At 44.3% G+C, this 12,390-nt stretch carries 12 protein-coding genes; 11 read left to right on the top strand and 1 reads right to left on the bottom strand.

What is annotated here, in order from left to right; genetic code table 11:
• Positions 1 to 123 precede the first annotated feature (123 nt).
• Entirely contained in the window at positions 124 to 360 is a 237-nt protein-coding gene (locus ACFORK_RS02090) for a DUF2626 domain-containing protein (protein ID WP_379195118.1), read from the bottom strand.
• 344 nt (positions 361 to 704) lie between these two features.
• Between ACFORK_RS02090 and ACFORK_RS02095 the strand changes: the two genes are divergently transcribed.
• The 11 genes from ACFORK_RS02095 to ACFORK_RS02145 all read left to right on the top strand — a co-directional run bounded on the left by ACFORK_RS02095 (position 705) and on the right by ACFORK_RS02145 (position 12,331).
• Positions 705 to 1,355 (top strand): RsfA family transcriptional regulator, encoded by a 651-nt coding sequence (locus ACFORK_RS02095; RefSeq protein WP_379195120.1) that lies wholly within the window; start codon positions 705 to 707, stop codon positions 1,353 to 1,355.
• A gap of 134 nt (positions 1,356 to 1,489) precedes the next feature.
• Entirely contained in the window at positions 1,490 to 2,470 is a 981-nt protein-coding gene (locus ACFORK_RS02100) for a ketopantoate reductase family protein (protein WP_379195122.1), read from the top strand.
• Positions 2,471 to 2,477: 7 nt separating this feature from the next.
• Positions 2,478 to 2,864 (top strand): DUF3397 domain-containing protein, encoded by a 387-nt coding sequence (locus tag ACFORK_RS02105; protein ID WP_379195124.1) that lies wholly within the window; start codon positions 2,478 to 2,480, stop codon positions 2,862 to 2,864.
• A gap of 150 nt (positions 2,865 to 3,014) precedes the next feature.
• The gene (locus tag ACFORK_RS02110; RefSeq protein ID WP_379195126.1) at positions 3,015 to 4,724 is read left to right on the top strand and encodes a peptide ABC transporter substrate-binding protein; all 1,710 of its coding nucleotides are present in this window, start codon (positions 3,015 to 3,017) and stop codon (positions 4,722 to 4,724) included.
• A gap of 216 nt (positions 4,725 to 4,940) precedes the next feature.
• The gene (locus ACFORK_RS02115) at positions 4,941 to 5,873 is read left to right on the top strand and encodes an ABC transporter permease (RefSeq protein WP_379195128.1); all 933 of its coding nucleotides are present in this window, start codon (positions 4,941 to 4,943) and stop codon (positions 5,871 to 5,873) included.
• 2 nt (positions 5,874 to 5,875) lie between these two features.
• Complete coding sequence (locus ACFORK_RS02120) at positions 5,876 to 6,823, top strand: ABC transporter permease (RefSeq protein ID WP_379195130.1); 948 nt, start codon at positions 5,876 to 5,878, stop codon at positions 6,821 to 6,823.
• A 564-nt stretch (positions 6,824 to 7,387) separates the two neighbouring features.
• Positions 7,388 to 8,305, top strand: a complete 918-nt coding sequence (locus ACFORK_RS02125) for an ABC transporter ATP-binding protein (RefSeq protein WP_379195132.1) — start codon at positions 7,388 to 7,390, stop codon at positions 8,303 to 8,305.
• Positions 8,306 to 8,575: 270 nt separating this feature from the next.
• Positions 8,576 to 10,207, top strand: a complete 1,632-nt coding sequence (gene bshC, locus ACFORK_RS02130) for a bacillithiol biosynthesis cysteine-adding enzyme BshC (RefSeq protein ID WP_379195134.1) — start codon at positions 8,576 to 8,578, stop codon at positions 10,205 to 10,207.
• 274 nt (positions 10,208 to 10,481) lie between these two features.
• Complete coding sequence (gene mraZ, locus ACFORK_RS02135) at positions 10,482 to 10,919, top strand: division/cell wall cluster transcriptional repressor MraZ (RefSeq protein WP_379195136.1); 438 nt, start codon at positions 10,482 to 10,484, stop codon at positions 10,917 to 10,919.
• Between the two features lie 39 nt (positions 10,920 to 10,958).
• Positions 10,959 to 11,912 carry a 16S rRNA (cytosine(1402)-N(4))-methyltransferase RsmH gene (gene rsmH, locus ACFORK_RS02140; RefSeq protein ID WP_379195138.1) on the top strand — a complete coding sequence of 318 codons (954 nt, stop codon included), beginning with the start codon at positions 10,959 to 10,961 and terminating at the stop codon, positions 11,910 to 11,912.
• Between the two features lie 23 nt (positions 11,913 to 11,935).
• On the top strand, positions 11,936 to 12,331 hold the full coding sequence (locus ACFORK_RS02145) for a septum formation initiator family protein (protein WP_379195140.1): 396 nt from the start codon (positions 11,936 to 11,938) through the stop codon (positions 12,329 to 12,331).
• Positions 12,332 to 12,390: the final 59 nt, after the last annotated feature.

The following is a 12,390-nucleotide window of genomic DNA, read 5'->3' on the forward strand; positions in this document are numbered from 1 at the left end:
ATTCACCCTGTAAAAATAGCATACTCCGTTTTTCAGTCCGTGGCCTATAAAAAAAAGCATGCAAAAAAACGGAAGAGCCCCTTGCAGTAAGGGGGCATCGTCCGTTCGATGAGAGAATTACATTTATAACGGGAGACCCATCTGGAATATCGTCCAGTAGCTAAAGCCGGTAAAGGTCACAATCATGTACCCCCAGAAGAGTAGAACATATGTCTTCTCGGTAAATTTAAGATACCCCAGGATGACGAAGAATGCGGTTTGCAAAAAGAAGAGTAAGGCCATTTCGGTCAAATTTCCGGCAAAAGCCATCAGGCCGATCGCCAGCGTGAAAAAACCCAACACCCGAAACATGCGGTCCAAGAGCGAGTCCCCCTTCCAATATGTATCTTCATTCCATTTATTTTAATTATACCCGTTGCTGAAATGAGTGTAAACGAATTCATCGAAAAAAAGTGCGAATTTGTATAAAAATGTGATTTTTATGATTGACATATTTTCTTCAGGACGGGCTGAGAGAATTAATAAAGCATAATGCGTATGAGGTGTACGTAAAATGGAAATACAATTTAGTATCAAATAGATTCTATGAACTCTTTAAGAGGCATAGAAATGGAGTAAGCAGCTTTTATCCCTATTCACTACCCGGCGGAGCTGCCGGTTATGAAGATGGTTATTTCAAGATGTTGTTAGGAGGTTTGGCTTTTATGACAGCCGTTAGACAGGACGCTTGGAGTACAGAGGATGATCTAATCCTGGCAGAAGTAACTTTGCGCCATATTCGGGAGGGCAGTACACAACTTGCTGCTTTTGAAGAAGTGGGTGAAAAAATCGGCAGAACTTCCGCCGCATGCGGATTCCGCTGGAACAGCTGTGTTCGCAAGAGTTATGAAGAAGCTATCAGCATTGCTAAGGGACAGCGCCAGAAGCGTAGCTATCTGAAGAAACAACCGGCCGTAAGGGGCGCACAGGTAGCTGGATTGATTCTGGGAGAAACAGAAGAGGATTACAGCAGAAGTGAAGGGTTAACCGAGAACACATTGTCTATTGATGCGGTCATTCGTTTCTTAAGGCAATGGAAAGGAACTTTTCACGAGGCCGGCCGGCAGCTAAAGATGCTCGAGCGAGACCTGCGAGAGAAGGAAGAGGAATTGACAGAGCTGCGGACGGAGAATGAACGCCTGTCCAAGGAAGTCAATCTTGCACAAACCGATTACAGGGTTGTAAATGACGATTATAAAGCATTGATTCAGATTATGGACCGCGCCAGAAGGCTGGCCTTTCTGAATGAAGAGGAAGAGGAGCTCAAGACCCGGTTCAAGATGGATGCCAATGGTAATCTGGAACGAATCGAGTAGGGTTCCTTGAGTTCCGCGAATCCCGCAAGGTGCAGGTGTAAATACCTGTCTTGCGGGATTTTTGCTTTTGCTTTTGCCAGAGGGGGCGGGATATACTAAGGAGAAACTGAGGGAAAATGTGGCAGGGGGCAAGTATGAGAATTGATATTATAGGTGCGGGTTCATTGGGGCTGCTGCTGGCCGGACGGCTTATTTCAGCTGGGAATGAGGTCAGATTGTGGTGTCGTGGCAGCCAACAGGTCCAGGAGCTGCTGCGCAGTGGGATCAATATTAGTTATGAGGATGAAGGGACGCCAATTAGGATTACAAGCGACCTTTTTCAAGCGGGTTTGGTTACCGATTTTACCGAGACTTATAGAAAAGAGCCTGGTGGCTGTATTGTAATTACCGTTAAACAAAATGTTCTTCATCATGATTTACCAGGGATATTGGAGCCACTTCGCAATGAGCGTCCTAGTATCGTATGCTTCCAAAATGGTGTCGGACATATAAATCTGCTGCAAGAACTGCTTCCGGAGAGCAATATCTATACAGCCGTGACCACGGAAGGTGCCAAGAGGAAAACATTAACAGAGGTTATTCACGCCGGAAAAGGGGAAGTATGGATAGGGAAGGTTCCTCTAACAGCCTCCGCGGGAGATTCCAGCACGGAGCTTCAAAATGATTCTGAAGCAATTCATTTACTTGAAACACTTTCAGTTGCAGGATTCTCCGCGTTTTTGTCGAATGACATGAATACCATGATTTACCGAAAGCTCTTGATCAATGCTGTTATTAATCCGCTTACTGCCCTTTGGCGCATTCCGAACGGTGAGCTGCTCGCTACCGAGGAACGCATACAAGTCATGAGAGAACTGTATGATGAAGCCATCGCAGTATATGAAGCATGCGGCATCCCTTATGAAACCGATTCATGGGAGATCATTGTTCAGGTATGCCGATCCACATCGGCCAATACCTCATCTATGCTTGCGGATGTTCTTGCCGGAAGGGCAACAGAAATCCGCTGGATTAATGGCAGTCTTGTAGAAATGGGAGAGCGTTCCGGCCTGGCGGTTCCGCTGCATCGCTGTATGTGCCGACTGGTAGAGGGTATGATTGCGGAGGAGAGGTGAGGTTGCCTTGGAATTTTTGCAGAATTCGTTTGTTACACTAAGTGTTATTCCGGTTGTCCCCTTTTTGCTTGTTTATTTTATCGGAACAGGTATGAAACAAGACAGGAGAAAGACCTTTTTTCTGGCCATGGATGTCAGCACGATTTTTGTATTGCTATCGGTATCCGCTCTTTTTAATAACATATTCAATTCCAAATCCGGCTTTTATCTTATACTACTTATTGTATTAATATCCGCTGGACTGATTGGTGGAGCGCAAAATCGCATGAAAGGAAAAGTGGACGGTAAACGGATTTTACGTGCAGTTTGGCGGCTCAGTTTTATCGTAATGAGTACTTTTTATGTTTTGTTCATGTTCGTAGGCCTCATAAAGTACATATCACAAGCCATGTAACGTTCCGCTACTTCGGTGAAGCGTCAACGTCACAAAATTTTAAAGTTTTAAAAAAAATGTGTTTTCAGAAAACATTAGTCTAGATTTTTTTGACCACTGGTTGTATAATCATAAACCATATACCACATTCTATTTAGGGGGAACTGCTAGATGAAGAAGAGTAAAAGTCTATTGCTTATGATTGCTCTAGTTCTTGTAATCGGCACAGCGCTTGCTGGCTGCGGCGGGAACAAAGCAAACAACGGCAACACAGCCAGCCCAACGAACGAGGCAGGCAGCACAAACACAGGTAGCGGCGACGAAAAACTGGCTGCTGACCAAACGCTTAGACTTAATATGAGTGCAGACGTACCGACATTTGATCCTGGTCAAGCTCAGGACAGCCAATCGAATGTGGCTCTTAAGTTAATGTATGAAGGTTTAGTGCGTATTGACAAAGACGGAAAAGAAGGCCCAGGCGTTGCTGAAAAATGGGATGTTTCCGCAGACGGATTGGTTTATACCTTCCACTTGCGTGACAGCCAATGGAGCAATGGTGATCCGGTAACTGCAAATGATTTCGTGTTTGCATGGAAACGGGTTCTTGACCCAGCAACTGTTCCAGCTCCACCATATGCACAACAACTTTACTATTTGAAAAATGCAGAACAGTTCAACAAAGGTGAAATTAAAGATTTCTCTCAAGTAGGTGTTAAAGCAGTTGATGATCACACTCTTGAAGTAACTTTGAGTAACCCAACTGCATACTTCTTGAACTTGATGTCCTTCTACACCTATTTCCCGGTTCACAAATCGGTAGAGGGTAATGAGAAATGGGCAACTGATCCTAAAACAATGATTACAAACGGACCTTTCACCCTTACTAGCTGGATTACAGGTCAATCCGTTGAATATACCAAGAACGATAAGTATTGGGATAAAGACGACATTAAATTGAATAAAATCACCGCTACTATTGTTAACGAAGCTTCTACAGAAGTTCTAAGTTACAAAAACGGCGAAATTGATCGTGCAGGCGCACCAAACGGTGACATTCCACCAGACCAAATTCCTGTACTGAAAAATGAATTGCCAGATGACTTCACACTGAAGTCTATTGCAAGCATTTACTACTATGAGTTCAATACAAAAGCTGAGCCATTTGACAACGCGAAAATCCGTAAGGCATTTTCCATGGCAATCAGCCGTCAAGATATCGTTGACAAGGTAACATTGGCTTCTCAAGTACCAGCATTCGGTTATATCCCACCAGGTATTAAAGGTGCAGCCGAAGGTAGCGAATATCGTTCTGAATACAAAGACGACTATTTCACTGAGGATTATGCAGAAGCAAAGAAATTGCTTGAAGAAGGTATGAAAGAAAAAGGATACACTACATTGCCGCAAGTTACATTGATCTACAACACAAGTGAAGGTCATAAGAAAATTGCTCTTGCCATCGCTGATATGTGGAAAAAGAACCTTGGTGTTGACGTGAAAACAGAAAACCAAGAGTGGGGCGTATTCATTAAAAACCGTCAAAATGGCGACTACCAAGTAGCACGTGCTGGTTGGAACCCAGACTACAACGATCCAATGACATTCCTGGATATGTGGAAGACTGGAAATGGTAACAACGACATTAAGTTCGACAATGCAGAATACAACAAGCTGCTTGATGATGCTTATAAAGAAGTAGACAATGCTAAACGTATGGAAAGCTTCCATAAAGCTGAAGAGATCTTGATTAAAGATGAGATGGGCGTTATGCCGATTTACTACTACACTCAAGTATCGCTTCAAAAACCATACCTTAAAGGTCTGACTTCTCAGTATGACGGCTCTGTGGATTACTCCAAAGCATATTTGTTGGAACACTAAGAGCTTGCACAAACACTATGTATTAAAAAAGAGTGCATGATATAAACTCTAGGGATATATGTGGTAACACATCATATATATCCCGTTTTTTTGTGTTAGTGCAACGGTGTGTTTTTTTTCCTCTTTATCCATAAAAATGTATTGGACAAGAGGCTTCGTTTTTTCTACAATTGATAAGGATTGTTTTAACTCGAAAAAGGAGGTGCCCAGTAGGATATGGTGCGTTATTTTTTAAATAAATTTTTCTACATGCTAGTATCTATTTTTATTCTAATTACTGCTACATTCTTTCTAATGAAAGCAATACCTGGCGATCCATTTATGTCTGAAAAGAAAGTCCCACCTGAAGTACAAGCCAGACTTTATCAGCAATATGGTCTGGACCAGCCTGTCTGGAAACAATATCTGAAATACATGGGGAATATTGCGCAAGGTGATCTAGGGATCTCTATGAAGCAGTTGAACCAAGATGTCAGCGGCTTGATCGGAAAAACGTTTTCCGCATCTTTAAAGCTTGGCCTAGTTGCTATAATAGTATCCGTTGTAATCGGCGTACTTTTGGGGATGCTCGCTGCGTTGTATCATAGGCGCTTGATTGATAATATAGCAATGGTGGTAGCGGTCTTAGGTATTGCTGTACCGGGCTTCTTAGTCGCTGCTTTGCTGCAGTATGTCTTCTCTTATAAATTGCACATGTTCAGAGTTATGGGCTTCACAGGACCACTCGATTATGTGTTGCCTGTAGCTGCGCTAAGTTTTCAGCCAATTGCGTTTATTGCTCGCTTGACACGTTCGAGTATGCTTGAAGTTCTGCATGCAGAATATATTAAGACAGCAAAAGCTAAAGGTTTAAGCTGGGCTCAAATCATGTTCAGACATGTTATTCGTAACGGAATCATGCCAGTGGTTACCTATGTAGGACCGATGACTGCTAACATTGTTACTGGTTCAGTGGTTATTGAACAAATTTTCGGTATTGGCGGAATCGGTAAGCAGTTCGTACAGGCTATCGGTGTTCGGGATTATACACTTATTATGGGTATTACTATTTTTTACGGAGCATTACTAATGCTTGCACGTTTTGCAACAGATATTTTGTATGTGTTTATCGATCCTCGAGTTAAACTTGTTGGAAGGAAGGAGGGCTAGTTTTGTCTGTAAATCAAACCGTATCTTCGCAGAGCACGCAACTTAAGCCAGAGGATTTTGTACAAGTTGGTACAAATAAGAAGGCAGCCGAAACTATTGAACGTGAGAGTATTTCCGCCTGGAAAGACTCCATGTACCGTTTGCGTAAAAATAAAATGGCTATGACAGCTTTAGTGGCGATGATCATTATTGTAATCGCAGCGATTGTTGGTCCATTTATTTCGAAATATAATTACTATTCAAATGATTTGCTGAATACTAACCAGCCCCCTTCGTCAGAGCATTGGTTTGGAACCGATGATTTAGGACGGGATATGTGGGTGCGGACTTGGATGGGCGCACGTATTTCACTTATCGTTGGTTTGGCAGCAGCCATGATTGACTTGTTCATCGGTGTTATATATGGTGGAATCATGGGTTATTTTGGCGGGCGTGTAGATGAGATTATGAATAAGTTTTCAGAAATCCTCTATTCTATTCCGTACCTGCTGGTTACGATTCTATTGCTGGTTGTTTTAGAACCAAGTTTAGGCACGATTATTTTGGCGTTAACCATCACAGGGTGGATAAATATGTCATGGATTGTGCGTGGCGAGATCATGCAGCTCAAAAATCGTGAATTCGTTCTTGCGTCACGCTCAATGGGAGCAGGCTCTGGCCGTCTATTGTTCCGTCATTTGTTGCCGAATGCAGTAGGTCCGATTATTGTTACCATTACGCTTTCAGTGCCAAGTGCGATTTTTGCAGAAGCTTTCTTAAGTTTCCTAGGTTTGGGTGTTCAAGCACCAGTTTCATCACTCGGTTCGATGGTTAACGATGCCAGAACAGGTTGGATGACTTATCCTTGGCGCATGATTTTCCCTGCCGCTGCAATCAGTGTGACTATGCTTGCATTTAACATTCTAGGCGATGGTCTTCGGGATGCATTGGATCCTAAATTGAAAAAATAAAGATTTTGGGGAAATCAATTTTATGAGTTTAGTGTTTTGCGCGTAACTGTTTAATTCTTGATTTCCTCTGATCTTCTCGTAAATTTAAAAAGATTCAGAAGGGTCATGACATTGAAACTAATTGTCATAGTTCTGACCAAATATCAAGCATGATCAGCATTTGAGTCCTTCATAAGGTATTGGAGTGCTGAACCTGGTTGATATAAATGATACAGGTATCCGTTGTAATCAACATTCTTACAATTCTTCCGGGTATGCGATAGTTGTTGGTTACTATCGCGTTATTTTGTGTCCTGAATGCTGATTAAAGATGAGCAGTGTTTTGCTTACGTTACCATTCTTCAAAATGTAGTGTTGCTTGTAGCATAACAGGAAGAGTTGTTGTTTTAATTAGCGACACATCGCCGTATTCTTATAAATCACCGATGGGCTATCTGTTCACTGTGCGTTACAGCGGTAAGGTGCATACATGTGAATGGTTCGATCCCGGTGTCACAGAATTCAGTATTTGCATTTGGTGCATGGCTGGAATCTGCATTTGATGGCCAAGGAGGTGCGGTTCTTATGAGTAAGAACTTGATTGAAGTAGAAGGTCTTAAAAAATATTTTAATGTAGGTAAAGGCAAGGTACTTAAGGCAGTTGATAACGTCAGCTTTAATATCCGTGAGGGAGAAACGCTAGGGATGGTAGGTGAGTCTGGTTGTGGTAAAACCACAGCAGGACGTACGGTGCTTCGTTTGTATGAGCCTACTGCCGGAAGCGTGAAATATAACGGAACTGACATCTATAAATTATCCCCAAGAAAAATGAAGGCTTTCCGCCGGGATATGCAAATGATTTTTCAGGATCCATACGCATCACTGAATCCACGTTTTACCGTTTCTGATATTATTGGTGAGGCGTTGGATATCCATGGAATGGCTGGAAGTAGTTCTGAGCGCAAAAAACGTATCGAAGAATTGCTGGATATGGTTGGTCTGAATCATGATCACGCAACGCGTTATGCTCATGAATTTTCCGGCGGACAGCGGCAACGGATTGGTATTGCTCGTGCACTTGCCGTTAATCCTAAATTTATTGTTTGTGACGAGCCTATTTCTGCCTTGGACGTGTCCATTCAGGCGCAGGTTGTCAATCTTCTTAAAGAGCTTCAGGATCGTATTGGCCTTACCTACCTCTTTATTGCCCATGATTTGTCTATGGTCAAGCACATCAGTGATAGAGTAGCCGTAATGTATCTAGGTAAAATGGTAGAGCTTGCAGAAAGTGAAGAGCTTTATTCTAACCCGATCCACCCGTATACCAAATCATTGCTGTCTGCAATCCCAGAGCCGGATCCAGAGGCTGAGGCGAACAAGAAGCGGATTCATTTCCACGATGAGTTGAAATCGCCGATTTATACGCAAGGCCAGAAGAGCGAGGAAGACACGCAATTGGTTGAGGTATCCAAAGGACATTTCGTATCCAAAGCGTATGCTTAATATAAAATAATTTCAAAATCCACTTGATAATATAATGTGGATTTTGAAGTGCACCCCTTAGAATAAACATTGGATTAGACCCCATCCAATGAAATTCTAAGGGGTGCATTTTTATGGTGATTTAAGGGTCAATTTGTCTACAACTTACCTTAATTTATGTTTTAAGATAAGTGATGCTTTGACGAAGCCACCTGCTTTGGATACAATCAGATAGGGTTTATCACTCTGTAATTTATATATAGCAGAGATAGCAGACAGGAGGCTACAGCAATGAAGATTGTAACGGAGCCGCTTGCGGGCGGATCTGCGCTTGCCAGGGACTATATGAACCGTTATGAGACGGTAGAACATTTATACGGTGGTGACTTCCGTAACGAAGAAAGCAGAGTGTTGCGGGCAGAATGGCTGGACAGCCGCGAGGGCATGCGTGCTGATCGGGCGAAAGTGGCAGCCTGCTTACGGAGTTATAATGAAGCGAACAATCCACATGAGGCGGTAATGTCTTCGCTTGCACTACTAGAACAGCCGGGAACGCTGGTGATTTCCGGTGGCCAGCAAAGCGGGCTGTTCACGGGACCACTGCTTGTGATATATAAGGCAATGACAACCATATTGGCAGCAAAGGAGGCCGGTGAGCAATTAGGCCGGCCTGTGGTTCCGTTATTTTGGATCGCCGGGGAAGATCATGACTGGGATGAGGTCAATCATACCTATGTGCTGAGCCGAAGTGGGGAAATCAGCAAAATCAAGATTGAGAAATCTGGAGATCTCCGTTCATCAGTCAGCGATATCAAGGTAGAAGACGAGAGCTGGCAGCAAGCTGTAGCTCAACTGGATGAACTGCTGCAGGACAGCGAATTCAAACCAGGGATTATGGAATTCATTCGTGAAGCCTCTTCTGCTTCCAATAACATGACAGAGCTTTTCGCTAAGCTGATGGGGAATCTGTTTGGTAAATATGGTCTGATTTTGCTTGATTCTGCGGATCCGTGTCTACGTAAGCTTGAGCAACCATTTTTTGAAACGCTGATTCGGGAGAATGGAGAGCTGGAGACAGCCTATCTGAATGCGGCTAAGACTATTCGCGAGAGCGGGTACGAGCTTCAGGCTGATGTTACAGAAGGAAGCGCCAATCTGTTCTATATTCATGAAGGCACACGTTTGCTGCTACAGAAGAAGGATGGCTTTTATACGGATCGTAAAGGAACGGTATCCTTCTCCAGCGAGGCACTTCTAGATACACTGTATACCCATCCAGAGCGCTTCAGCAATAATGTACTGACCCGGCCGCTCATGCAAGACTATCTCTTGCCTACATTAGCTACTGTGCTTGGACAGGGAGAGATCGCTTATTGGGCGATCCCGCATCAAGCCTTCCGAACAGTTGGCGGCGCCATGCCACTAATTATCCCGCGGATGTCATTCACCTTTGTGGAGGGCACGCTTCAAAAGCATATGGACAAGTATGGAATCGGGTTTGCCGATGTGCATCAGGGACTGGATAGTAAGAGACAGGAATGGCTAACTGCGCAGGACGAGCTTCGTTTGGGAGCCCGTTTTGAAGAAACGAAAGCAGCATTCAATGCGCTTTACGAGCCTTTGATTGAACAGCTCGGCACCATACAAGCCGGATTGTTGAAGCTGGGAAGTAATAATAAGGATAAGATCCTGGATCAAATCTCGTTCCTGCAAGCCAAGGCACAGGATGCTGTCGAGAAGCAGAACGAAGCAGCGCTGCGCCAGTGGGAACGGATTGAACTGTCTCTAATGCCGCAAGGAAAACTGCAGGAGAGAGTCTACAACATCATGTATTACTTGAATCGCTATGGTCCTAATTGGCTTGACGAACTAATGGCTGTTCCTGCTGATTACAGCGGTGCTCACCGCATGTTATATATGTAACATTGCATAGTTGACACGATGCAGAAGCCGTTCTGTCGGAAGTGTATTCCGGCCGGGCGGTTTCTTGCGCGTTTTTTGGTAATTTATACAGGGTGAATCAGCATTGTACAGGACCTTGGAACCATATATATAGGGACTTAGAGGCAATTTTACATTTAGGAAACAATTACCTTGGGCTGGAAAAAGGTTTTTGATTTTTAACGGCGAATCTATTATGCTTAAGTGGTGAAAAGTGGGGTAAAGTGGGGACTTGGGGAGCGGGAGTGGGAAAACTATGTTCATGGGTGAATACCAGCATAGTATCGACGACAAAGGCCGAATTATTATTCCGGCCAAGTTCCGTGAAATGCTCGGAACTTCCTTCGTGGCGACCCGCGGACTTGACTCCTGCCTTTTTGTTTATCCCATGGAAGAATGGGGCATCATGGAGCAAAAGCTCAAAACCCTATCGTTGATGAAATCGGATGCCCGCGCATTCAGCCGCTTTTTTTTCTCGGGAGCGACAGAATGTGTTTGGGACAAGCAGGGCAGGGTAAACTTGCCGGGCAATTTGCGGCAGTATGCCAAGCTGGACAAGGACTGTGTTATTCTAGGCGTTTCTAACCGGGTGGAAATCTGGAACAAGGAGCTTTGGGAACAGTACTTCGAACAGTCAGAAGAATCATTCAACGAGATTGCCGAGAAATTGGTCGATTTCAACTTTGATCTATAAACCACACAATTATCGAATACTGTCCTGGAGGGATGCAGCTTGTTTCATCACATCACGGTGCTTAAAGAAGAAGCGACAGAAGGGCTGCACATCAAAAAAGACGGAATCTATGTAGATTGCACGCTCGGCGGGGCAGGTCACAGCTCATTGATCGCTTCCAAACTCAGCGGAGAAGGACGTTTAATCTGCCTGGATCAAGATGACTGGGCTCTGAACAATGCCAAAGAAAAGCTGGCTGAATACGGAGACAAGGTTGTTCTTGTGAAGACGAACTTCCGTGATTTGGAATATGTGCTTAGAGATGTGCCTTTTGTCCCGAAAAAAGACGGAGTTCCCCAAGTTGATGGGATTCTCTTTGATCTTGGCGTCTCATCGCCCCAGTTCGACGAAGGGGAACGCGGCTTTAGCTACAATCACGACGCGCCGCTGGATATGCGGATGGACCAGTCGGGAATGTTGACTGCAGCGGACATTGTCAACACATGGTCCGAGCAGGAGATTGCCCGTATTCTTTTCCAGTATGGAGAAGAGAAATTCTCGCGACGGATTGCCGGACGCATTGTAGCACGGAGAGCCGAGAAGCCTATAGAGAACACTGGCGAATTAGTAGAGTTGATTAAGGAAGGTATCCCTGCGGCTGCGCGCAGAACTGGTGGGCATCCTGCCAAACGAAGCTTCCAGGCTTTGCGTATTGCTGTAAATGATGAATTGGGTGCCTTTGAAGAAGGGCTGCAGGGGGCGGTTCGCTGCCTGGCGCCTGGAGGAAGAGTATCCGTCATCACGTTCCACTCGTTGGAAGATCGGATTTGCAAACAGATTCTGAGTAGTTATGTCAGCAAATGCACATGCCCACCTGATTTTCCGTTATGTGTATGCGGTGCTGAAGGCTCGCTCAAGCTGATCAATCGCAAGCCCCGACTGCCTTCTGAAGAAGAGCTTGAGCTTAATCCTCGTGCCCGTTCAGCGAAGCTGCGTATTGCAGAGAAATTGTAAATTACGATAAAGGAGAGTCAGAGATGGCCTATACCCGCGGCAACTTGGCAGTCCAGCCCAAAAGAAAAGAAGAAAAAAACCCACTCTACCGCGAGAAGACAAAAGTTGTCACCAGGCGAAAAGTACTCCCCATGCAAGAGAAGCTGTTGTACATGCTGACTCTAAGTGTATTTGTCCTGGTAGCCGTCACCCTGATTTGGCGTTACGTTCATATTTACGATTTGAACAAGCAGGCGCAGAAGCTGGATGCTGAAATTTCCAGAGATAAGAAGCAGATCGCTACATACCAGATGGAGAAGCAGACGCTGGAGCAGTCGATTCCGCAAAAGGCCAAGGAAAAACTGGGATTTGTCGCACCTAATGAAGATACTACGATATTTGTTCCGAAATCAGGAACATCTACTGACGGAGATAACTAGGAAGCGATTGGCAGGATCGCAATAATAGAGTATGTGAGGTTAGGTATGATTAAAAGAAT

The sequence above is a fragment of the Paenibacillus sp. GCM10012306 genome, from assembly GCF_042649265.1.
Classification (GTDB): domain Bacteria; phylum Bacillota; class Bacilli; order Paenibacillales; family Paenibacillaceae; genus Paenibacillus_AQ.

Excerpts from the sequence above, each read along its gene's own strand:
- ACFORK_RS02095 (WP_379195120.1), top strand. The coding sequence starts at position 705 with ATGACAGCCGTTAGACAGGACGCTTGGAGTACAGAGGATGATCTAATC.
- ACFORK_RS02100 (WP_379195122.1), top strand. The coding sequence starts at position 1,490 with ATGAGAATTGATATTATAGGTGCGGGTTCATTGGGGCTGCTGCTGGCC.
- ACFORK_RS02110 (WP_379195126.1), top strand. The coding sequence starts at position 3,015 with ATGAAGAAGAGTAAAAGTCTATTGCTTATGATTGCTCTAGTTCTTGTA.
- ACFORK_RS02115 (WP_379195128.1), top strand. The coding sequence starts at position 4,941 with ATGGTGCGTTATTTTTTAAATAAATTTTTCTACATGCTAGTATCTATT.
- ACFORK_RS02125 (WP_379195132.1), top strand. The coding sequence starts at position 7,388 with ATGAGTAAGAACTTGATTGAAGTAGAAGGTCTTAAAAAATATTTTAAT.
- bshC (WP_379195134.1), top strand. The coding sequence starts at position 8,576 with ATGAAGATTGTAACGGAGCCGCTTGCGGGCGGATCTGCGCTTGCCAGG.
- mraZ (WP_379195136.1), top strand. The coding sequence starts at position 10,482 with ATGTTCATGGGTGAATACCAGCATAGTATCGACGACAAAGGCCGAATT.
- ACFORK_RS02145 (WP_379195140.1), top strand. The coding sequence starts at position 11,936 with ATGGCCTATACCCGCGGCAACTTGGCAGTCCAGCCCAAAAGAAAAGAA.